Raw genomic sequence first — 22,284 nt, forward strand, 5'->3', positions numbered from 1 at the left:
AAAAAGAGGTGCTAGCTGCACCTTTCTTTAAATATACAATTATTGTCTAAAATGGACGCTTTATAGTAAAGTTCTTGTGCTTTTTCCTCAATTTAGAAAAATGACAAGCATCACATACGGCATATTTGAAATCAGGATCCAACTTCTTCCCACATTTGCTGCACTGCTTCGTCCGCATTTTTACATCTGTTTGTAATCGCTCATGCACTTCATCACTAAATGATTCTCTTATTCTTTCCCAATAGGTTGCTTCCGTTCTTCTATCCAATCTATACAAAAACAACAAGTGAAGACCGATTGACTTATATGATAATTCCACATTCTCCAGGCTATCCTTATTCATAAAAGGTTCCGGCAGTTCTTCCCTGGTTACAATCGCCACCATGGTCTGCTTCCATTGGTTTATTAGAGTCTGCTCTTTTGTAGAAAACGGTAAATGTAAAAAGCCATACAAATCATTAACCGTCAGTCTAGCTTCTATCATGGTGTCCTCGATTGTTTCGTACAAAATTTGTTCCTCGCTAAGGGACGCCTTCTCTGTACCTGCAGGACTTTCGAACTTTTCCCACAGCTCAAAAAAGTCACTCAGCTTGTTTGAATACTTTTGAAATCGCTCCAAAATAGAACTTGTAGGGGCAATCGCAAATGTGTGTACCTGACGATCTTTGCTGCCTAAAAGCTTTTCCATTGCTTTAATGTCTCCTGTAAAAGCAACCTTTCCGACATTATACATTCCTTTACGTCCAGCTCGACCTGCAATTTGTTTTACTTCTTGTGAGGTTAGACGTCTACGTCGCGTTCCATCAAACTTTTCATTTTGCAAAAAAACCACTCTTCTAATCGGTAAATTCAAGCCCATCCCGATAGCATCTGTAGCAACGATTACCGTTGTCTCACCATCTATAAAACGCTGCATCTGCTTCTTTCTCGTTTCAGGAGGCATGCTTCCATATATCATGCTCACTTGATGACCATTGTTCTGAAGAATCGATGCCGTCTCTAGAACCCGTTTGCGGGAAAAACATACAAGGGCATCCCCTTTTTTTGTATCCCTTAGAGTAAATGGCGTGTCTTCCACTTGAAGAGGAGTGTCCCTTGTATATTCGAAAATTTCAATATTCGCATTTCCGAGTAGTTGCAATACCATCTCCTTCATACTAAAACTTCCGACAATATGCACTTCATCCGCATTAGCCTTCGTAATGGCTTTGTACCAAGAGAAACCCCGGTCTTTATCTGCAATCATTTGTGCCTCATCAATTACAATTACTTCGTAATGATCTTTTTCATAGAACATTTCTACAGTACTAGAGAAATGAGCGGCACCTAGAGACAACTTCTCTTCTTCCCCTGTTTTTAATGAGCATGGTATTCCATCTGAATTTAATGTATCGTAGACTTCCAACGCCAATAACCGTAATGGTGCAAGATATAACCCGCTTTTTGCTTCTTTCATTCTCTTTAAGGCTTGAAAAGTCTTACCTGTGTTTGTTTCCCCAATATGTACAACATACCGTGTGCTTCTGCCACTAGAAGGAATATATTCCCTTCCAAAAATATCTTCTAGCATCCTCTCCTCTTCTTCTTGTTTACGGCGGATTTCTTCCAATATTTCCTCTTCTTTACGTTTGCGATCATGGATATCTCGTTGTAAATATTCCTCATGAACTTCTAAGTCAAAAGGTTTCTCTGCAAGCTCAAGCAGATCTGTAATAAATTCCTCTTGTAATTTTTCCATATAGTTGTTGACCAACAAGTAAAAAGAGTTTGCAAGCAGTTTTCGAAGCTTAGATACAGTAAATTCTTCTGACGTAACGGCTTTGTATTCTGCTGAAATTTCGGTAGGAAGTTCATTCATTATGAGACCAGGCAAAAAGCCAAACAGATAATCCGTAATCCTTTTTTCATAGAAAAAATAATACGTTTCATATTCTAAATATTCCTCATAATAATCAAAACTTTGATGGACAGCACCTGTCAGCTCAATGAAAAAGTCCTTCAAAGTGTGATAATCAGATGCATCCATAGGTCCAGCCTCTTTTAACACATCTTCCCTTCTGTATGAATCAGTTTCCTCAAACTTCGGATTGTTCATTAAGTCCGCTTTTACTATCTTGGCTACAAAGTGTCTGACATATAAGAAAAAGTTCGCTTGATTTTTTTCCACTATTTTATGAGCAGCTTGATCAACCTTATCTGTAACAGCATCCATTTGATGTTGCAAACGTTTTTCTTCCATTCTTTTTTGGAAATCTTTACAGGCTTGGATGTATTTTTCTTCCCAAACTGACGGGTTCGTATACGTGGAATTCTGTAACCACTTCACTGCCAGAAAAGGTTCATATTCCCGCATTTCATTTTTAAACAGTTGATTGATGATTTTTTTATCAACACCTTCTGTTTCAAACCCTCGTGCATTCAAGATGTGTTTTTTATCTTTTCTTGCAACGTCATTCGTTACCTTGTTAAGCCATACATTGTACCAAATTTGTTCCACGTAATGCCTGCGGTCTTCCATATACTCTTCAAAAGTCGGAAGGTCTTCTTTCGTTTCAAAATACTGTTGTATATCTTCTTCTATCTTGTATTTTGTTAGATCCAAGGAAGTAGAATGAATCAAGGTCAATTTGTCCATAGTGAAGTCTCCTTTATGAATGTTTAGAGACTTTAGATGTTTGACTTAATACATGTCTAAAAGCTCTAGTGATTTGGTCTTTTTTATCTTTTGATAATTCAATGAATTTAAACATAAATCTTATGTTTCCTGCAACATATCATAAGAACATTCCCATGTCACGAGTTGTATCTCATTTTTTTAAAACAGAGTAAATAATAGGAAAAAAAATGTTGACACATTAACATACCGCGCATATAATTTATCTTGAAGTTATAAATCTCGAATTAAAGATATATTACTAAATGAGAAACTGGGAGGAATATTATTATGACTAAAACAGTTTGGAATGTTGACAAATCCCACAGCACAGTGGACTTTTCAGTGAAGCACATGATGTTCGCTACAGTAAAAGGGGGATTTCATCAGTATGATGCAACAATCGTTGCAGATCCTACAGATTTAACAACTGCTGATATTGAGTTTGTTGTAGATGTAGCAAGTATTGATACGCGCAGTAGCGACCGTGATGCTCACCTTCGCTCTGGAGATTTCTTCGATGTTGATAATTATCCAAAAATGATTTTTAAAGCTACAACTATTGAAAAAACAGACGAAAACGAATACAACGTAACAGGAGATCTTACTCTGCGTGGTACGACAAAATCTGAAACATTCTCCGTACTATTCGAAGGAACTGGGCAAGATCCTTGGGGAAATGAAAAAGCAGGTTTTGCAGTAGAAGGAAAAATCAAGCGAAGTGACTATGGCTTGACATGGAATGCTCCGCTTGAAGCCGGTGGTGTACTTGTTGGGGATCAAATTAAGATAGCATTACAATTACAAGCTGCTAAAGGATAAATAAGATAAAAAGGGAATTGCGAAAAGACATACGCAATTTCCCTTTTTGGATTATTTTTTAAATTCTTCCCAAATTAAAACCGCTACTTGCAAGCATGTTATAGAGGGGAAATCAGTGGAAAAAGAAGCGTCCATAAACTGTTTAATATACCTTGCTAATTCGTCTACTGAATCAACTCCATCTAGCGCATCTACAATTTTATCAATTTGATTTCGGTACCTACTTTCCTCCGCACCCATTGCAAGAAGGTCCATCGGATCCCATTCATTGATAATCTCGCTGACGATTTCTTGTTTTTTTATCTTAGACACACCAATAAAACTTTCCATCTATAACACCTGCCCTAGTTAGTTTGAAAGAGCCTCATAAAATTTGTTCGTCAATTCTATTGTGTATCTGCTTCCACCTCTGTCAATCACATTCTCAATCAACATAGCTGTCAAAAATGTCGGATTCTTTTGATCGTAAGAAACCCATAATCCGTTTTCTAATCTTTCTTTTTTGTTAATCTCAGCAGTACCTGTCTTCCCTGCAATCTCACGTCCAGGTACATTTGCCACATTGGACTTTCCTTCCGTAACCGTCTTTCTAAGATTGTCTTGAAGAAGTTTAGCGTTTTCAGGCGACACAATATTCTTCCATACTTCAGAAGTTTCTTTTTCCAGCAGCAATGGCTTCATCATTGACCCGTCATTTACCACCCCTCCATAAATGCTTGCCAGGTGTACGATGTTCAATAAGATTTCGCCTTGTCCATAAGCGGTATGGGCCAATAGGACTTCATTGTCGAAAGATCCCGTGTTCGAAATTTGAGAATCGCTTACTGGAGGATACGCAAAAGGAAGTTCTTCTCCAATTCCTAATTTCGCTAACCCTTCCTCAAAATCCTTTTTTCCAATATCTATTGCAGCTTTTGCGAAGTATATATTGTCTGAGTTGTTCAAACCACTTCTTAAGTCGACTTGTGTATCATCTACATACACTCTGGTTACTTTGCTGCCCCCGATATCCCATTGCTTGTCAGGGATGTCATATTGGTGGTTCGGATCAAGTTTGCCGCTTTCCAAACCGATTATTGAAGTAAGGAGTTTCATGGTGGAGCCTGGGGAATACGTAGCACGGAAGCGATTTTCACTAGCCATGATCCCCGCTTCCTTTAATTCATCCAGCCTTTTTTCCTTGCTCAGTGAAGTTCCCATAGTAAAAGTGTTTGGGTCATATGCCGGGGTACTCACAAGACTTAATACCTTTCCGGTACTAGGGTCAATGGTAGCTGCTTGACCTGCATCATCTTTCATGACATCATACAACTTCTGTTGCATGTTCGCATCTATAGTCAATGTAATGTCTTTACCACGTTCTGGCTCTGTTCTTGCAATTGTTTTTTCTGTGCCGTCTTCTTTTACTTGGGTTACTTCCAAGCCTTTATTGCCTTTTAATTCCTTTTCGTATAATCCTTCAATCCCGGTAACACCTAATCTATCACCCTGCGCGTATCCCTCAAAGTCTTTTAAATCCTGTGCAGTAGCCTCAGCTATATAGCCTACTAAATGAGCTGTTGCCTCTGCAAATGGATAAACACGTTCTATCGACCTTCCATTTGTAACTCCTTCGATTTCAATTACTTGTAACACCAAATCCCTCTCGTCTTCTCGGAAATCTTTGATAGGCATGGCATAATGAGGCTGGGCCCAGCTTAACGTATAAAGACTTGTTATTTCTTCTTCTGACATATCAATCATCTCAGCAAGTTTTGTTAAATCTCTTTCTGCATTAAACTCACCTGGAACAATTTGCAGATTCATCACTTCCTCATTAGCAGCAAGCTTGTTCCCCTTGCTGTCTAAGATCTCACCCCGAGTTGCTTTGGTGTACTCGATCTCAAATTCATCTGTCAAATCATATTCTGGAAAAATAAAACTTGGTTGCCACTGAATATACCACTGTTCGTTTTCTTCTTCATCTAGCACTTTATCCATGACAAAATTCACTTCGTAATCTATTTTTCTAGCAAATGTGTCATATGTGATCTTACCTGGAATAGTGACGGTTTCTTGTTCTTCCCACTCAACTTCTTGATCCAACACTTCTATTTTTAAATTTTCCATTTCAAATAGGTCATAGACTTCTTTATGCTTTTCTTCAAAAAGTTGCAGTGGTACGTTTTCTTTTGATTCCAATTGGAGATATTCTTCATACATGTTAGAGAAATCTTGTTCCTCCCATGTTGTTATATAGTCGTTTAATACATCATAAGGATTGACGGGTTCTTTTTGACACCCGGCTAGTATCATCAACATGACTATCATAAAAACTATCTTTTTCATTGAAGCCCCCACCCTCTCTTGTCCGTTTAGTTTAAGGATACATGAATTTCCAATTTGATAAAAGGAAAATGATTCTATTGTTTCTTGGAATAGCCAGCCCCCATACCTTTTTAAGAGTTACGTCTTGTTGTTAATTCTTCATGTAGACTTCTCGCTATGATACCAATAGCAAACAAAAAAACTGCTTGAAATTGTCTTCATCCAACCTATGATAACAATCTCAACTTAAAAATTTACTCAAAATTGTCTTCATCCACCTTATGATGACAATCTCAACTTAGAAATCTTCTCATGATTGTCTTCATGCCTAAATCTAGATGATCAAAGCTAACAATAATTAGACGAATCTCAATAACTACTTGTTCCTAATAAAACAAAAACCCCTACTCAAAAAAGTAGAGGTCAAAATATAAATATCTGTCTTTTATTGTCCAAACCAGGCATCTGCCAAAATCTGATAAGATTTCAACCTTGCCTGCTGATCATATACATGAGTATTCACAATGAGTTCGTCTGCTTGTGTTTCTTCAAGTATTGCGGAAAGCTTTTTCCTAACTGTTTCTGCATTCCCTGTAACGGTATATTTCAACTGTTGTGCAACCACATGTTTCTCGTACTCACTCCAAAGGGAGTCCATATCTTCCACTGGTGGTTTCAGTTGGCCTGGATTTCCACGGATCAGATTAAGGAATTGTTGCTGAATGGAGGTCGCTAAATACTCCGCTTCCTCATCACTTTCTGCAGCAATTACGTTCACGCCAATTATGGCATACGGCTTGTCCAAATGCTCAGATGGTTTAAAGGAACTGCGATAGATTTGAAGTGCAGGCAGCGTATAGTCTGGTGAAAAATGACTGGCAAATGCAAATGGCAGTCCTTGTTCTGCAGAAAGCTTTGCGCTGAATCCGCTTGAGCCGAGCAACCAAATTGGAACATCCAATCCTTCTCCGGGAACCGCTTTTACTCTTGTGGTTCCATCAGGGTGAAAATAAGAACGTAATTCCGCTAACTGGTTAGGGAAATCCTCTCCTCCTGTTCGACGTTCCCGTCTAAGTGCCGCCGCAGTCAGTTGGTCACTTCCTGGTGCCCGGCCGAGGCCAAGGTCAATTCTCCCAGGATATAAGGATTCTAATGTTCCAAACTGTTCTGCAATGACAAGTGGGGCATGATTTGGTAGCATAATGCCTCCGGACCCGACCCTTATCGTCTTTGTTGCACCGGCTATATGGCCGATTACTACAGAAGTAGCGGAGCTTGCAATTCCTCTCATGTTATGGTGCTCGGCAAGCCAATAGCGGGTAAATCCTAGCCTTTCCACATGCTTTGCAAGTTCCACACTATTTTGAAAAGATGTTTGAGCAGTACTTCCTTCTACAATTGGAGCCAGATCCAAGACAGATAATGGTACCTGGTTATTTCTAACGGTCATTCTAAATCTTCCTTTCTTATTTTGGAGCCTTCTCGAACTCTTCTTTTACTTTAGTTAACAGCTCTTGTTTGGTTAAAAGTTCGTGAGCGGTCGATGCCATTGCTTTAGCTCCAAGGATCATTGCCTCTTTTCCCTGATCACTCAATGCCGCATCACGAAATTCAGTGGTATGACAACTATATAATTCATTACAAATTTTAATGTAAGGATGGATAGACGGAACTACTAAACTTACATTTCCCATATCCAATGAACCAGATCCGTCCCTATTTTCTATAATCTCTTCAGATGGCACTCCAAGCGATATCAGCTGATTGGTAAAGACATCGGACAGTGTTTCATTTGTAACCATGTTATCGTAGGATAATTCATAGTTGGACATCTTCATTGTTGCACCGGTCATCATCGCTGCGCCTTCTGCTATAGATTTCACTTTTTCTACCAATTCATTCACATAACTGCGTGTTTTGGCACGAATGTAAAATTGCGCAACAGCATAATCTGGCACCACGTTTGCAGCTTTTCCGCCTTCAGGGATGATGCCATGAATTCGTGTATCACTAGTAACATGTTGTCTTAGTGCATTAATACCGTTAAATGTATGAATCACAGCATCTAGTGCATTAATTCCTTTTTCAGGATTTGCCGCTGCATGAGCAGGTTTCCCGAAGAATTCAAATTGGATAGCATCCATCGCAAGCGAGGAACCGCTTTTCACATAGGAATGCAGCGGATGGACCATCATGGCAACATCCAGTTTATCAAATACACCTTGCTCAGCCATTGTCACCTTGCCGCCTTTGGTTTCTTCGGCAGGAGTCCCATATACAATAACTTTGCCTCCCGTTTCTTCTAACACTTTACTTGTGGCAATGCCGGCTGCTATCCCCATCGTCCCTATTAAATTATGACCACAAGCATGCCCGATCTCAGGTAGTGCGTCATATTCACACATAAATCCGATGGTTGGACCAGGTTTCCCACTGTCAAATACAGCCTCAAATGCAGTGGCCAACCCACAAGTGCCCAGTTCAACTTCAAAGTCATGTTCAGAGAGTTTATCTGTAAGAGCTTTTGATGATTTGTACTCCTCATGTCCTAGTTCAGGGTTTTGACCTATATATGTACTAATCTCAAAAAAATCATTTTTATGCGATTCAAGGAAATCTGTTATGATCTGTTTCATTAATTAATCCCCTTTGGACAATTTATTTAGTGAATGGAAATATAGTAACATGAAGTTTCTTCAAATAATAATTATTTGCCTCCTAAAAGGAAAGGGAGCTCTCCATATAATAGAAGCTCCCTCTTCCTTATACTCTTCTCATTTGAAAAACATCTAAACCGTTTTTCCATAGCGTCTGCAGTAGAGCCACCTTTGGGGAAAGTTCTGGTTTTGGTTCCTTGCCCTTTCCGATTCTCTCTAATTGATTACTATACCAAGTCAATTCAAGCATAGCTGTTTGATCCACTAATTTAATGCCTGTCTTTCTAGGTACTAGTTCGATAGATTCCCTTTTCCCTTGTAGAAGCTCTTTAGGAAGGTAAGGATAGACGGCCATCGGACGAGCTAATCCCACCATAGATGTTGCTCCTTCAAGGACTGCATCCTTCATTCCGCTTAACGTTCTGAATCCTCCTGTTACTACAAGGGGGGCTTTTGATACTTTCCTAGCTTCTGCTGCAAATTCAAGAAAATACGCTTCCCTTCTTTTGGTGCTCTCTTTTACATTCAGCCCTGTCATTTGTGGGCTTTCATAGGACCCCCCAGAGATTTCTATCAAGTCTATTCCCAAGCTATCCAATTCTTTTATTACCTTTAAGGCTTCTTCTTCTGTAAATCCTGCTTTCATAAAGTCTGCAGAATTAAGCTTAACACCAATAGGGAACGAGGCACCAACTTCTTCTCGAACCCTTTTATAGATCTCCAAGAGAAATCTCATACGGTTTTCAAGTGAACCTCCCCATTTGTCATTCCTTTTATTGTGTCTCGGTGATAAAAATTGACTAATAAGATAACCATGGGCACCATGGAGTTGAATTCCTGTAAATCCTGCTTTCTTGGCAATTTTGGCTGTGTTGGCAAATCGTTGAATGATATTAATTATTTCTTCTTCTTGCAATTCTCTCGCAACAGGGAAGTAACGTTGGAGCTTTAGATCAAACTCGACTTTGGATGGGGCTACTGCTTCTTTCACTATTCCTTTAAACACCTGTTTGCCTGGATGGTTAATTTGCATCCATAGGTGAGTCCCATTCTTTGTTCCTGCCTTTGCCCAACTCTTCAATAAATTTAGATCCTTTTCATTTTCCACTACTACGTTCCTGGGTTCACCAAGTGCACGTTTGTCGACCATGACATTGCCTGTCACAACAATGCCTGCTTCACTTTCTGCCCAAGTTTCATAGAGACGAACTAGTTTTTGTGTGGGTCTATTGTGTTCGTCTGCCATCCCTTCGCTCATCGCGGCCTTAAAGAATCTGTTTTTTATTTCAATCCCATTTGGCAGCAACAATTTGTCATGTAACTGTGCCATTCTTTTTCCTCCCCTATGCTTGTCCTAATATGGATATGAAAAAATGGTTGGAAAAACACTCCAACCATTCACTCTATTTGTTAAATTAGTATCTTAACGCACCCGCACCCGCGATAATCAAAATAATGAAAAGCACTACAATCAGCGCAAAGCCTCCACCATAATTTCCACCTGACATACAATTCCCTCCTTCACGTAGACTACAATACAATTTATGCATGATACACGTCCAACGTATAGGCTAAGGAATGTTTTTTCAGTGAATTAAGCCCAATTTCCTTGACGGAATAATGGAACCCTTTCTCCATCTTTTGTAATTCCATCAATATCCATGTCACTTGATCCAATCATGAAATCAACATGGGTAATGCTTGAATTCGCCCCAGCTGCTTCAAGCTCTTCTTCTGACATCATTTTGCCACCTTCAAGTGCGAATGAATACGCGTTTCCAATCGCCAAATGATGCGATGCATTTTCATCAAATAACGTGTTATAGAAGATAAGATTTGTGTTGGAGATTGGAGAGTCATGTGGCACAAGTGCTACTTCCCCTAAAAAGTGTGACCCTTCATCCGTATCAATCAACTTTTGTAGTGTTTCATAGCCTTCTTCCGCTTCAAAAGAGACAATTCTTCCCTTCTCAAAAGTGATGGAAAATTTATCAATCATGTTTCCACCGTAGTTCAATGGCTTGGAACTACTTACGGTACCGTTGACTCCTGTTTTAAGTGGAGTGGTAAAGACTTCCTCGGTTGGCATGTTGGCTATAAAAGCAACCCCATTTTCGTTAATGCTTTCCGGTCCGATCCACACATGCTTTTCAGCTAATTCAATTGTCAAGTCTGTTCCTTCGGCTTTATAATGAAGGGATTTAAATTTCTTGTTGTTAAGGAAATCCACTTTCTCACTAAGTTTTTCCTTGTGGTCCATCCATGCTTGGACTGGATCCTCAAGATTTGCTCTTGTTGCATGGAAAATCGCTTCCCATAATTTATCTTCTTGCTCTTGCTCAGATAATTCCGGGAAAACTTTAGCAGCCCAGCCTTTAGAGGGAACAGCAACAATAGACCAACTAATTTTATCTGCCATAACCATTTTACGATAGCCTTTGCTTGCTTCACCTGCTGCTTTTTGTAAGTTTGCAATTTTTGAAGCATCTACCCCTCTTAACAAATCTGGATTCACGGAAGTAATTGCAAGCATTGCAGCTCCTTCTTCGTACGCTTTCTCTAGCATTTCCGCTCTCCAACTAGGGAAATATTCAAATGATTCATCCGGTGCTTTATCGTAGCGTATTCTTGTCACTTGCTCATCGGTCCATTCAATTTGAACGAGTTTTGCTCCTGCTTCATATGCTTTTTTCGTTACAAGCCTAACAAAAGGTGCTGTTGCAATGTCAGCGTTTACAATTAGTGTTTGGCCTTTTTGAACATTCACTCCAACTTTGACGGCAAGTTCAGCGTATTTTTCCATAGTTGTGTATAGATTACTCATTATGTATACCCCCTAAGATTTTTCCTATGTTCCCAAAAAATATCATGTTCCCATTGATTTGTCTAGTTCTCTAGAGGAAAAAAGGCAGTAACCATAGTTGGTCCTGCCTAAAGGTTACATTCACTGGTAGTCACCGTTTCAGGTGCTGCGCTTACCGTGGACGGTACGTGAGACTCCACTGCAGGACTGAGGCCACTGAAAATGTCATTAATTTTTGAATTTTTTTATGCATCGCTGTTGATTTCCTCAAATGGCTTCGATTTGCTAGGGGCACTGCTGGAGCCTTTTGCTCCAATCACCAGCTAGGAATCATAAAAACTTTACGTTATCAGTTTTTCAGTGGCCTCGCAGGACTTTAGGGTCCCCTCCTAGCGCTATCTCCCTCAGGAGTCTTCGCACTTTACACGGCGATCAACTACAGAATTTCATTATTTTTAGCTTTGTCTACACACTGAAAGCATAGAGAGTGGACTCTATGCTTTTTCTGAGGTCGTTTTTGTATCGGATTGAACTGTTTCACGGAAGGCTCTTTGGAATTTTCGGGTGTAAGGTCCTGGCATTGCCTCTGAAAACGTGACTCCGTCAATTTTGATAATTGGCATGACTTCACTTGTTGTCGATGTAAGGAATACTTCATCTGCCTTCATCAGTTCCTCTTTTTCGAATGGTTGAATTTTATAATCCCACCCATTCGCATCCATAATTTCTAATAGCTTTGTTCTCGTAATCCCGTTCAAAATCAAGTTATTAGCTGGATGTGTCAGGAGAATACCATTTTTGACGATAAAAATATTAGAAGATGAACCTTCTGTTACCATTCCGTCTCTAATAAGAATGGTTTCAAATGCCCCCGCCTCGTTTGCTTTCTGCTTGACCATAATATTATAGAGCAAGTTTAGGCTTTTTATGTCGCATCGAAGCCAACGCAAGTCTTCTGAAGTAATGGCTTCCACTCCATATGTCTGAGCATCTTCTACGCTTTTATAAGAAAGTGGATATGCAACAAGTTGGGGAGTTAATGATTGATCATAATGGTGTGACCTGTTAGAAACACCTCTTGAAATTTGCAGGTAGAGTCCGCCCTTTTCCGTGTTATTAGCTTTAATAAGCTCAAGCAACCTATTACACAGTTGTTCTGGTCGTTCGTTTAGATGGATGCCAATTTCCCTAGCACTTCTATACAACCTTGCAATATGCTCTTTTAATGTAAAAGGAACGCCATCATATATGTTGACAACCTCATACACCCCATCACCAAACTGGTACCCTCTGTCTTCAATATCCACTTTTGCTTCATTTCTATCCATAATCTTATCATTCAGCAATACTTTCATTTTTTCAGGACCTCCAGATAGGTTATTTATTCCATTCAAGCACTACAGGGCAATGGTCACTCCCAAAAATTTCAGAGTGTATTTCAGCGTCCTTTAAAGAATCCTTTAACCGATCGGAAACGATGAAATAATCAATGCGCCAGCCGATATTTCTTTCGCGAACCTTATTCATATACGACCACCATGTGTATTTGTCTTTTTGGTCAGGATAAAAATGGCGGAATGTATCCGTAAATCCTTCTCCTAAAAATCTCGTCATTTTTCCTCTTTCTTCTTCCGTAAAGCCAGAATTGTTGCGGTTAGATTTAGGATTTTTTAAGTCATTTTCCGTGTGTGCTACGTTCAGGTCCCCGCATAAAATAACGGCCTTCTCTTGATCTAACATTTTTATGTAAGCCAAGAAGCGGTCTTCCCAATCTAATCGGAATGGAAGTCTGGCCAAATCTCGTTGAGAGTTTGGGGTGTACACATTCACTAAGAAATAATCCTCATATTCAAGTGTAAGAACCCTTCCTTCCGGTTCGCACACTTCGGCCTTTTCCAAATCCAATCCATAGCGTACTTGCAGTGGTTTCATTTTAGAAAAAACAGCTGTGCCTGAATATCCTTTTTTGATTGCATAGTTCCAATATTGATAATACCCTGGCATATCTAAGTTGATTTGCCCCTCTTGAAGTTTCGTTTCTTGAATACAGAAAATGTCCGCATCCATCTCATTAAAGTAATCCATAAATCCTTTTTTAACACAAGCTCTGATTCCATTCACATTCCAAGATACTAATTTCATAGGTGCATGTTATTCCCTTCTAAACTATTACTATATTTAGCCCAGTATATCAAAAAGAACCGCTTCTCAAAAAGAAAAGCGATTCCAACTTAGTCATTCCACTTGAAATAGATGGAATTTTAATCCGTAAGGATCACTTACCATCACACTCTTCTCGCTAAACTCCTTCGTAATGATGCAGTTATTTGAAAGTAGGACCTTCTTAGCATCTTCCATGTTTTCAACAGCGAATTCGAAAAATACGGATGGATCACAACCCTTGTTATGATTCTCTACATATAAATTTGTGCCATTCATAGTAAATAGTGTTTCAGACTCTGTACTTTTTTCTGGTTTCATCCCAAGGATTTGGTGATAAAAATCAATAGCATTCTCATAATCTTTCACTTGTATTGCGATGTTATTTGTCAACTGGTAAGAGGAACGGTCATTGATTTTCTTACTTGGTTTATAATCTTCATATCCAGAAGGAAGTAGATCGAATAATGGCCAAACCGAACAAAAATCATCTCCTGGTCCGAAAAACGCGCTTGCATGACGGTAAATATCTCCCTTATCATCTTTTGTAAAAACGGTAACGCCAGGATAATAGCCACCATTCACCACAAATCCCATGTCTTCTTTAAAAGTAGTGTCTTTAGTGGATACAACTGGAAAAACCCAACTTCTCTCTGCTGCGAAATTCTCTTGGATTTCTGTTGCATCTGGGGTTGATACAACAAACGCTGCCTTCCTGCGGATATGATGGTATACACTATTAAACCCATCTGCCCACATCGTGCAATAGGAACAGCTTTTCCCCATATTGTGAACCACAAATAATTCAGTTTTATCTTCAAACAACTCTGCCAAGCTTACCCTACCATTTTGAAAAGATGAGAAGACATAATGATCGACTTTCTCTTTTACTATGTTGCGTTTTAATTCTGCCAACTGCTTTTTCTTTTCAAGGATTTCCTGCTCGAGCTGTTGAATTTCTGTTAACATCTCCGTTTGGTTCAACACGATCACTCCATTTCTATAATGACTATTCTTTTCAATTGGGACGTTTCACTCTTGATAGAATTCTATCTAACTATTATACAATCTTTGAAGTGAAATAAAATTAAATTTTCTAAAAACGCAAAATATTTCAAGTGCACCATCATATAATAATACAACTACTACTTCCCTACATTTCATGTAAAGGAGAGATGTTTATGAGAGAAGCGCCAAATTACGGAGAATTTTACCCAAAGTCTTTGGTTCCAATTAATAAGAATGACCTTGTGATTTTTTTAGAAAAAGTGACGGACTTTGAGTGTTGTGATAATTACAGCCACTGGTTAATTGCCCTCGAAGGCAGAGCAATGGGGACGGGAGATGATTATTACCATTGGCAAGTAGTTGTGTTCCCTGCAGAAATAGGTGGAGGTTTTGACTATAAACATCCCCTATATGTTTCTTCCTTCTTCTTATCCATTGATGAGGCTATTGATTACACGTCAGAAGTGGAGCGTATTGCTAGTGACGGTCAGCTTTATACAATCGCTGGTTAAGGAAAAAAGTGTAAAAAAAGAAAAACACTATGTTTTTCTTTTTGCAGGTGTTTGTGAAAGATTATACATATGATGCCTCTAGATACCTTTTTCCTACAAATCCTCTTCCCTTCACAATTAAAAAAAGCCCACCGCAAAAGCGATAGACCCCTAAGCTAAACGGAACACAATTCCATGACCGCCTTTTGGATACTCCCATTTAATATTTTGATGGGGACAACCAATTCGGCAGCTTCCACACTCATGACAACCCTCGTAACCTACATGCATCCTAATATTTTCCCATTTATAGATCTCTGCTGGACAAAAGATGGTACAGATTTTATCAGGACATTTTGTTAAACAAATATCTTCATCCATGACCGTCAAATGAGATTTGGTGTCAGCATTAAAGCGAACCAGGTATTGTTTTTCTTCGATAGACTGACCCTTTTTCTGTTCACTCATTACTTCATCACCTTCCATGCCCGGTATGCATCTCGGGCTAATTTGAGTTTCTCTTTTGGTGATCCGAGATCTTTCCAAATCTTTTTCTGTTTCTCCCACTTGGACTTACCATCAACGGTAAACATCTGGCTGGCTGCACGATTGACCATTGGGATGTACTGATCGAAGTATTGCGGAAATTTATTAAAGTGGTGGGTGGAATCCTTGTATTTTTTCATATCCTGACCAACAAAGCTCTTCATGAGGTTGACCCTGTATTGATCTAATGTTCGTTCGGAAAAATCCCCCACTGACATAGCTTCTAGAATAGTGGATGCCGCTAACCTTCCTGAGGTCATGGCAAGGTTCGATCCCTCTCGATGGATGGCATTCACGAGCTGTGCCGCGTCCCCTACTACCAATACCCCGTCAGCAACAATTCGCCCCATTGATTTCAAGCCACCTTCTGGAATTAGATGCGCCAGGTATTCAACAGGTTCCCCTCCTGCAAGATACGGTCGGACCATTGGATGTGACTTCACATATTCCAATAGCTCATATGGTCTTATTTTATGCTCGATTAATCCGGATAGAAGTGTTCCGACCCCGATACTTAGAGTATCTTTATTTGTATATAGGAATCCTGTTCCGAGAATTCCTTTCGTGGCATCTCCGAAAAGCTCAATGGTACAGCCCTGGTTTTTTTCGAGGTTAAAACGGTCCTCAATCACCTTACTATCCAACTTAATGATCTCCATTGTGGCAAGGGCCACTTCATCTGGACGGTATTCCTTGTGAAAACCGAGCGATTTACCCAGTAAGGAATTCACGCCATCTGCAAGGACCACTACATCTGCATAAACTTCACCGTCAGGCCTATCTGTCCTTACCCCCACCACTTTCCCATTTTCCACAATGCATTCAAGAACGACTGTTTCATTGACAAGTAATGCCCCCTGCTCCACGGCTTTTCCTGCAAACCATTGATCAAACTTCGCCCTTAGGACGGTGAAATTATTATAAGGTTCTTGTGCCCACTCCAGGCCTTTATAGCCGAATGTAACGGCGGATTCCTTGTCCATCATCATAAAACGCTGCTCAACAATGGGCCTTTCAAGCGGGGCCTCTTTATGAAAATCAGGTATAATATCCTCCATCATCTTTCTGTATAACACTCCGCCCATTACATTTTTGGATCCAGGATATTCTCCTCTTTCCAACAAGAGAACATTCGCACCGCCCTTAGCAAGTTCATATGCACATGAAATACCCGCAGGACCAGCCCCAACCACAATACAATCAAACTTTTCAGGCATTAAACCTCTACCTCCTCTCCATGTAAAGCCTTATGGAATTCCTTTACTAGCAGCGGGACAATTTCAAATGCATCTCCGACAATCCCATAATGGCAGGAATTGAAAATAGCCGCATCCGGATCTTTATTAATGGCGATAATCAATCCTGCATTCTTCATTCCCACAATATGCTGGATTGCCCCAGAGATACCAATTGCAAAATAAATCTTTGGTGTTACCGTTACCCCTGTCTGCCCGACCTGATGATGGTGCTCAACCCAGCCGGCTTCGACTACATCACGGCTTGCACCAACCACTCCTCCTAGAGTCTTAGCAAGTTGATGAACAAGTTCAAATCCTTTTTCACTTCCTAGACCTTTTCCACCTGCGACGACTATATCTGCTTCATCGATTCTTACCTTTTTGGTGGTCTCCCTGACAATCTTTAATACTTTTGTCCGCATATCTTCTTCTTTTATATCAATTTTCTCTGCAATTAACTGCCCCCTACGGCCCTTCTCAAGTTGGAGCGCTTTCATCACTTTCGGACGGACAGTAGCCATTTGAGGACGGTACTTTTTACAGAGGATAGTAGCCATGATATTCCCGCCGAATGCCGGGCGACTTGCCAAAAGTAATCCCGTATCTTCTTCTACATCCAGTTCGGTGGTGTCTGCAGTTAAGCCGGTTGGAAGATCCGTCGCAACCGCACTAGCAAGGTCTTTTCCTGTTGATGTGGCTCCGTAAAGAATGATCTCTGGCTTGTACTTTTCACTGCAATGAAGAAGTGCTTTCATAAAAGATTCCGTACGATACAATTGGAAGATCGGCTGATCATATACATAAACCTTGTCTGCTCCATATTCAAAAATTGTATCCGCAAGTCCTGTGACATTTTCACCAATGATGATTCCAGCAAGCTCCACTCCACGTTTATCTGCAAGTGTTCGTCCGGCTCCCAGCAGTTCCAAGGAAACCGGTGCAATCTTCCCTTCATTTTCTTCAATGAAAACCCAGACCCCGTTATAATCCTCAAAATTCACTTCAATCCCCTCATTTCTGCAAACAACTCTTTCTTTTCCAACACTACGGAAAGCAACTGCTGCACCTGTTCGTCCGAGTTGCCCTCAAGTAACTTTCCACCCTCTGGTTTTGGTGGCGCCCAAACTTTTGCAACAATGGTTGGAGACCCCTTTAACCCTAACTGTTTCCGGTCAATATCCTCCAGGTCATTGACGGACCAAATTACAGGTTGATATCTTGCTGCCTTTAACATGTTTGGAAAAGAAGAATAGGGTACCTCATTTATCTCTTTTTCTACCGAAAGTAAACAAGGCAATGTAGTTTGAACAACCTCATATCCATCTTCAAGTTTTCGATGGACCACCATATAGCCATCCTCTTTATGAATTTCGACGACTTTATTAACAGAAGTCAATGGTGGTATATCAAGACGGCGGGCAATACCGGGCCCTACTTGTCCTGTATCACCATCAATGGTCATTTTTCCGCAGATGATCAAATCGATTGGTCTGATTTCCCTGATCTTATTGATCGCTTTTGTCAGTGCATAACTGGTTGCTAAGGTGTCCGCTCCTGCAAAAGCCCTGTCTGAAATCATATATCCCTCGTCCGCCCCAATTTCGATGCATTTCCTAATAGCTTTTACTGCTGGTGGCGGTCCCATTGTGACGACCGTTACAGTTCCTCCATATTTGTTTTTCAGGCGAACGGCCTCTTCTACCGCGTGGGCATCGTAAGGATTTAATATTGCCGGGGCACTTGCACGGTCCATCGTATTCGTTTTTGGATTCATCTTAATTACTTTTGTATCTGGTACTTGCTTAATACAGGCAACAATGTGAAGCAAATCTATTCCCTCCTGCCCTTCATCTATTTTTTCTTGATGTATAGTAATGTATATTCGTCCCACTACTATTACTATATAAAGTAGATAAAGAGAAAATACCGATTTTTATAGATTTGTTAATAAGCAGGAACAAAAGAAAAACACTACTCCTTTTTGTGGGAGTAATGTTTTCATTTTGCTTATTATTAAATTCTGTATTGTGATATAAATCTTAAAAACTCATTTTGTAATGAATGCTCATATTTCATCAAAGCATAAGTCTTTGCATTTGGTAGATTTATAGACCGGCAATCAACTTCGAGGAGCCTTCCTTCTAACAATTCGCGTCTCACCGTAGATTTAGGTAAGACAGACACCCCTAATCCCTCAATAATAAACCTCTTAGTTATATGAGTTTGGGACACCTTCATCATTTTTGTAAGAGGATATTTGGCTTTAATCTGCTGACATAGTTCCTCCCAATACCCAGGATGATTGTGAGTCAATAAGGTGTGCTGGCCAAAGATATCCTCTTCTTCAAGTGGCAACCCTGTCTCCAAATCAAAGCCATCGTGAGGCACAACCAAAACTAGGGGATCATCATATAAGGAGTGGCATTTCAGGTCTGTTTTTCTGTTAGGCAGACATGATAAACCGATATCCACTTCCTCCAATTCCACAGCATGTTCAATTTTAATTGATTCTATGATTTTAACAGATATTTCTATTGTAGGATGGGACTGAATAAATTGTTTAAGCACAAAAGGCAAAATCGTATCTGCAATTAATGGCGAAATTCCTATGGTGAGTTGTGATGTGAACCCCTGCTGAATGGAATGTAACTCCGAAATTCCTTCTTCATAAAGAGCTAATAACGTTTTTACATGTTTTAAGTAACTTCTCCCTGCCTCTGTTAACATAACTCTTCTACCATCTCGAACAAACAGTTCTATCCCGACTTCCTTTTCCAACTGCTTGATATGTACAGTCACTGTTGGTTGTGAAATATACAATAATTCTGATGCTTTTCTGAAATTACTATGTTCTGCAGCAGTAACAAAGGTTTTTAACCAGTTCAGTTCCATTGGACTTCACCCTCTTATTATCTTTATTAATCAATATATTTAATAATCTTTAATTTTCATAATCATCCATATTTTATAAGATATAAATAACAAAAGAAAGGGTGATTATGAATGGATGTAAAAAGAGGATTAAAAGGTGTCATTGCTGCTCAAACAAGTATTGCCGAAGTGGATGGGACAAATGGCCGTTTAGTTTATCGTGGATTTGAGATTAGAGACATTTCAAATGAGTTTTCTTTCGAGGAAATTGCTCATCTCTTATGGTTCGGAGAACTTCCTACTGCTGTACAGTTAGAAAAATTCAAGTCAATTTTTACATCATATAGGCGCCTCTCCCCAACGATGAAAAAAGTCTTATTTGCTCTTCCAGAAAATATGGATATGATGAGTATCATAAGAACAGTGATTTCCAGTGCCGGAGACCAATCTATGAAGTGGAAACCTACATTTGAAGATGCGATGAAACTGACAGCGGTTATCCCTATAATCATTGCCTGTAGAAAGAGAAGTTTAGAAGGAAAAGAATTAATTCCTCCGCGTCTAGATTTAAGCCATGTTGAGAATTATTTGTATATGTTAAACGGAAGAGAAGCAAGCCCTGAGCATGTCCGTGCATTGGAGACGTACATGATACTGACAATGGAACACGGTATGAATGCATCAACTTTCTCCGCCAGAGTAACCGCTTCAACCGAAACGGACCTTGCATCTGCAGTGACTTCTGCAATCGGTACGATGAACGGCCCCTTGCATGGTGGCGCACCATCTGAGGTAATATTTCTTTTGAACGAATTGAGTGAAGTAAAAGACAAAAAGTTGCACTTACGAGAAAAAATACTGGCAGGAGAAAAACTGATGGGATTTGGGCACCGAGTATATAAAACGCGTGATCCCCGGTCTATTGCACTAAAGGAAACTTTATCTAGCCTTGTAGGAAGAGATAGATGGCTGGATTTAGCTTTAGAGGTAGAGAGTGCGGCTATCGATGTGTTGGAAGAACTCAAACCAGGTAGAGGACTATATACGAATGTTGAGTTTTATGCAGCAGCCATTATGAAAGCAATTCAAATGGATTCTTCCCTTTTTACGCCAACCTTTACAGCTAGTCGAATGGTCGGTTGGACCGCGCATGTTTTGGAACAGGCTGAGGATAATGTGATTTACCGGCCGTTGTCGAAGTATGTGGGGAATTATAGGTAAGCGAGCGCCTTATATAAAGGTGCTTTTTTAGTGGTGAATTTTTAGTCTTGTCCATTTTCTAAAACTACAAACTTTCTCCGGAATTAACGAGATGGTGGTAGGCTGCTATGCAAAATTTTTGTGTGTATTTATAAGTATACTTAAGAAAAAACTAAAGAAATTAGTGCATCTTAGGGTGTTTAAAACCGTTCGGTCAAAATCTACTCAAGTTCGGACATTTTTATGCTGTTTTGGAGGAGGGTTTGGACAATTGTACGTGGATGTTTGGATAAATATTTGAGGTGTTCGGTCATTTGAAAAATTGGTTCGGTCAACTTTCTTGAATCTTTGGTCAAAAACCGAAAATCTTCGGTCAACTTCGTGAAAACTTTGGACAAAATCATAAAATCTTCGGACATTTCAATGTAACACTACGATCTCTCCCCTTATATGATTGATTATCTACAATATCTAGACATTAAGTTTACATAACAATATTATAATCTATTCAAATAGTGTATGAGGACTTATCCAACTATAAATTCAGCCTAGTAGTACCTTCACCTTGCATGATTGGTAGATTGATCCCCATCACTTAAAGAAAAACCAGAACCCCACAAAAAAGGTTCTGGCTGCTCCATACTTAAATATCCATATTGTTTTTAACAGTGATAAAAGCGGGTCAAACTACCTGTCCCCCAAAACCAATTCACTCACAACAATCATCAGAGCAATAGGATGTCTCACTTTTATTCTTAGATTCAAAATTCTGCAGTTTTGGCTTTTGATTTTCTTCTTCCCAAACTTTAGCTAAAGCTTCTGCAAAAACTTCCGGTGGTTGGGCACCAGAAATGGCATACTTGCTGTTTAATACAAAGAATGGAACACCTTGTACACCAATTTCTCTTGCTTCTCTCTGGTCGAAACGAACATCTTTTTCAAAAGCATCTCCTGCTAAAACTTCTTCCACTTCCACAGAGTCCAACCCTAGGCTTATCCCTAATTCTTTTAAATAGCCTTTATCGCCAATATGTTTTGACTCTGTGAAATGTGCTCTTAGTAAACGTTCGGTCATTTCTTTCGCTTTACCTTTTGTTTCGGCAAATTTTCCTAAACGATGAGCATCAAATGTATTTGTTGGGATAGAGGTATCAAAATTAAACTCCAAACCGACTTCAGCAGCTTGTTTTGCAACCCCTGCGCTCATTCTTTTGGCTTCTTCTACAGGCATGCCGTACTTTTTTGCAAGTATTTCATATATAGAGAATTCCGTATCACGCTTTGCATTTGGGTCTAATTCAAAGCTTTTATATTCAATTGTTACTTCATCTTTATGTGGGAAATCTTCCAATGCTTTTTCCAATCTTCGTTTTCCGATATAGCAGAAAGGACAAACATAATCTGACCAGATTTCTATTTTCATCGTTGCACCTCATTTCCTAAACTAGTGTATATTATCATACCATAATATGTGAAAAACCTCTTACAATAAGTCTTAGGAGTAAACCAGAAACTTGGCCCAATTTCC

20 protein-coding genes are annotated in these 22,284 nt (G+C 39.6%); 3 read left to right on the top strand and 17 right to left on the bottom strand.

Annotated elements, in window-relative coordinates:
- Positions 1-46: 46 nt before the first annotated feature.
- Positions 47-2,635: a DEAD/DEAH box helicase gene (locus AAV98_RS01135; protein WP_060663713.1), complete on the bottom strand. Its 2,589-nt coding sequence runs from the start codon at positions 2,633-2,635 to the stop codon at positions 47-49.
- Positions 2,636-2,944: 309 nt separating this feature from the next.
- On the opposite strand from AAV98_RS01135, the gene AAV98_RS01140 reads away from it, so the two are divergent.
- Complete coding sequence (locus AAV98_RS01140) at positions 2,945-3,475, top strand: YceI family protein (protein WP_060663714.1); 531 nt, start codon at positions 2,945-2,947, stop codon at positions 3,473-3,475.
- 51 nt (positions 3,476-3,526) lie between these two features.
- On the opposite strand, the gene AAV98_RS01145 is transcribed toward AAV98_RS01140, so the two are convergent.
- The 10 genes from AAV98_RS01145 to AAV98_RS01185 form a co-directional block, all read right to left on the bottom strand.
- A complete protein-coding gene (locus AAV98_RS01145) occupies positions 3,527-3,805 on the bottom strand; it encodes a DUF1871 family protein (protein ID WP_060663715.1) in 279 nt (92 codons plus the stop codon).
- Positions 3,806-3,823: 18 nt separating this feature from the next.
- A complete protein-coding gene (locus AAV98_RS01150) occupies positions 3,824-5,803 on the bottom strand; it encodes a penicillin-binding transpeptidase domain-containing protein (protein ID WP_060663716.1) in 1,980 nt (659 codons plus the stop codon).
- Between the two features lie 424 nt (positions 5,804-6,227).
- A complete protein-coding gene (locus tag AAV98_RS01155) occupies positions 6,228-7,232 on the bottom strand; it encodes an LLM class flavin-dependent oxidoreductase (RefSeq protein ID WP_060663717.1) in 1,005 nt (334 codons plus the stop codon).
- Between the two features lie 16 nt (positions 7,233-7,248).
- A complete protein-coding gene (locus AAV98_RS01160) occupies positions 7,249-8,418 on the bottom strand; it encodes a M20 family metallopeptidase (RefSeq protein WP_060663718.1) in 1,170 nt (389 codons plus the stop codon).
- Between the two features lie 127 nt (positions 8,419-8,545).
- Positions 8,546-9,769, bottom strand: a complete 1,224-nt coding sequence (locus AAV98_RS01165; protein WP_060663719.1) for an NADH:flavin oxidoreductase/NADH oxidase family protein — start codon at positions 9,767-9,769, stop codon at positions 8,546-8,548.
- An 85-nt stretch (positions 9,770-9,854) separates the two neighbouring features.
- Positions 9,855-9,947, bottom strand: coding sequence for a YjcZ family sporulation protein (locus tag AAV98_RS19770; RefSeq protein WP_010199532.1), 93 nt, complete (start codon positions 9,945-9,947; stop codon positions 9,855-9,857).
- An 86-nt stretch (positions 9,948-10,033) separates the two neighbouring features.
- A complete protein-coding gene (locus AAV98_RS01170) occupies positions 10,034-11,263 on the bottom strand; it encodes an aminopeptidase (protein ID WP_060663720.1) in 1,230 nt (409 codons plus the stop codon).
- 473 nt (positions 11,264-11,736) lie between these two features.
- Positions 11,737-12,597, bottom strand: coding sequence for a D-amino-acid transaminase (gene dat / locus AAV98_RS01175; RefSeq protein ID WP_060663721.1), 861 nt, complete (start codon positions 12,595-12,597; stop codon positions 11,737-11,739).
- Positions 12,598-12,619: 22 nt separating this feature from the next.
- Positions 12,620-13,384, bottom strand: coding sequence for an exodeoxyribonuclease III (locus AAV98_RS01180; RefSeq protein ID WP_060663722.1), 765 nt, complete (start codon positions 13,382-13,384; stop codon positions 12,620-12,622).
- A 93-nt stretch (positions 13,385-13,477) separates the two neighbouring features.
- Complete coding sequence (locus AAV98_RS01185; protein ID WP_231687669.1) at positions 13,478-14,389, bottom strand: DUF899 family protein; 912 nt, start codon at positions 14,387-14,389, stop codon at positions 13,478-13,480.
- A gap of 194 nt (positions 14,390-14,583) precedes the next feature.
- Here AAV98_RS01185 and AAV98_RS01190 point away from each other — a divergent pair, with 194 nt between their 5' ends.
- On the top strand, positions 14,584-14,922 hold the full coding sequence (locus AAV98_RS01190) for a hypothetical protein (RefSeq protein WP_060663724.1): 339 nt from the start codon (positions 14,584-14,586) through the stop codon (positions 14,920-14,922).
- Positions 14,923-15,072: 150 nt separating this feature from the next.
- Here AAV98_RS01190 and AAV98_RS01195 read toward each other — a convergent pair whose 3' ends face one another.
- The 5 genes from AAV98_RS01195 to AAV98_RS01215 all read right to left on the bottom strand — a co-directional run bounded on the left by AAV98_RS01195 (position 15,073) and on the right by AAV98_RS01215 (position 19,577).
- The gene (locus AAV98_RS01195; RefSeq protein WP_047968712.1) at positions 15,073-15,387 is read right to left on the bottom strand and encodes a ferredoxin family protein; all 315 of its coding nucleotides are present in this window, start codon (positions 15,385-15,387) and stop codon (positions 15,073-15,075) included.
- The gene (locus tag AAV98_RS01200; RefSeq protein WP_060663725.1) at positions 15,369-16,664 is read right to left on the bottom strand and encodes an FAD-dependent oxidoreductase; all 1,296 of its coding nucleotides are present in this window, start codon (positions 16,662-16,664) and stop codon (positions 15,369-15,371) included. The genes AAV98_RS01195 and AAV98_RS01200 overlap by 19 nt, the downstream gene beginning before the upstream one ends.
- Positions 16,664-17,686, bottom strand: coding sequence for an electron transfer flavoprotein subunit alpha/FixB family protein (locus tag AAV98_RS01205; protein WP_060663726.1), 1,023 nt, complete (start codon positions 17,684-17,686; stop codon positions 16,664-16,666). Before AAV98_RS01205 ends, AAV98_RS01200 begins: the two co-directional genes overlap by 1 nt.
- Positions 17,683-18,513 (bottom strand): electron transfer flavoprotein subunit beta/FixA family protein, encoded by an 831-nt coding sequence (locus AAV98_RS01210; RefSeq protein WP_060663727.1) that lies wholly within the window; start codon positions 18,511-18,513, stop codon positions 17,683-17,685. Before AAV98_RS01210 ends, AAV98_RS01205 begins: the two co-directional genes overlap by 4 nt.
- Positions 18,514-18,698: 185 nt before the next feature.
- Positions 18,699-19,577: a LysR family transcriptional regulator gene (locus tag AAV98_RS01215; protein ID WP_060663728.1), complete on the bottom strand. Its 879-nt coding sequence runs from the start codon at positions 19,575-19,577 to the stop codon at positions 18,699-18,701.
- Between the two features lie 111 nt (positions 19,578-19,688).
- Between AAV98_RS01215 and AAV98_RS01220 the strand changes: the two genes are divergently transcribed.
- Positions 19,689-20,777, top strand: coding sequence for a citrate synthase/methylcitrate synthase (locus AAV98_RS01220; protein ID WP_060663729.1), 1,089 nt, complete (start codon positions 19,689-19,691; stop codon positions 20,775-20,777).
- 688 nt (positions 20,778-21,465) lie between these two features.
- Here AAV98_RS01220 and AAV98_RS01230 read toward each other — a convergent pair.
- Positions 21,466-22,179, bottom strand: a complete 714-nt coding sequence (locus AAV98_RS01230) for a DsbA family oxidoreductase (RefSeq protein WP_060663731.1) — start codon at positions 22,177-22,179, stop codon at positions 21,466-21,468.
- Between the last annotated feature and the right edge of the window lie 105 nt (positions 22,180-22,284).

Source organism: Bacillus sp. CHD6a (assembly GCF_001293645.1).
Taxonomy (GTDB): Bacteria; Bacillota; Bacilli; order Bacillales; family Bacillaceae_I; genus Sutcliffiella_A.

Bases quoted from the DNA above. Each gene is read 5' to 3' on its own strand.
- AAV98_RS01220 (WP_060663729.1), top strand. From the start codon at position 19,689: ATGGATGTAAAAAGAGGATTAAAAGGTGTCATTGCTGCTCAAACAAGT.
- AAV98_RS01215 (WP_060663728.1), bottom strand. From the start codon at position 19,577: ATGGAACTGAACTGGTTAAAAACCTTTGTTACTGCTGCAGAACATAGT.
- AAV98_RS01160 (WP_060663718.1), bottom strand. From the start codon at position 8,418: ATGAAACAGATCATAACAGATTTCCTTGAATCGCATAAAAATGATTTT.
- AAV98_RS01230 (WP_060663731.1), bottom strand. From the start codon at position 22,179: ATGAAAATAGAAATCTGGTCAGATTATGTTTGTCCTTTCTGCTATATC.
- AAV98_RS01165 (WP_060663719.1), bottom strand. From the start codon at position 9,769: ATGGCACAGTTACATGACAAATTGTTGCTGCCAAATGGGATTGAAATA.
- AAV98_RS01145 (WP_060663715.1), bottom strand. From the start codon at position 3,805: ATGGAAAGTTTTATTGGTGTGTCTAAGATAAAAAAACAAGAAATCGTC.
- AAV98_RS01150 (WP_060663716.1), bottom strand. From the start codon at position 5,803: ATGAAAAAGATAGTTTTTATGATAGTCATGTTGATGATACTAGCCGGG.
- AAV98_RS01200 (WP_060663725.1), bottom strand. From the start codon at position 16,664: ATGCCTGAAAAGTTTGATTGTATTGTGGTTGGGGCTGGTCCTGCGGGT.
- AAV98_RS01180 (WP_060663722.1), bottom strand. From the start codon at position 13,384: ATGAAATTAGTATCTTGGAATGTGAATGGAATCAGAGCTTGTGTTAAA.
- AAV98_RS01140 (WP_060663714.1), top strand. From the start codon at position 2,945: ATGACTAAAACAGTTTGGAATGTTGACAAATCCCACAGCACAGTGGAC.
- AAV98_RS01195 (WP_047968712.1), bottom strand. From the start codon at position 15,387: ATGGAAGGTGATGAAGTAATGAGTGAACAGAAAAAGGGTCAGTCTATC.
- AAV98_RS01135 (WP_060663713.1), bottom strand. From the start codon at position 2,635: ATGGACAAATTGACCTTGATTCATTCTACTTCCTTGGATCTAACAAAA.
- AAV98_RS01190 (WP_060663724.1), top strand. From the start codon at position 14,584: ATGAGAGAAGCGCCAAATTACGGAGAATTTTACCCAAAGTCTTTGGTT.
- AAV98_RS01155 (WP_060663717.1), bottom strand. From the start codon at position 7,232: ATGACCGTTAGAAATAACCAGGTACCATTATCTGTCTTGGATCTGGCT.
- AAV98_RS19770 (WP_010199532.1), bottom strand. From the start codon at position 9,947: ATGTCAGGTGGAAATTATGGTGGAGGCTTTGCGCTGATTGTAGTGCTT.
- AAV98_RS01170 (WP_060663720.1), bottom strand. From the start codon at position 11,263: ATGAGTAATCTATACACAACTATGGAAAAATACGCTGAACTTGCCGTC.
- dat (WP_060663721.1), bottom strand. From the start codon at position 12,597: ATGAAAGTATTGCTGAATGATAAGATTATGGATAGAAATGAAGCAAAA.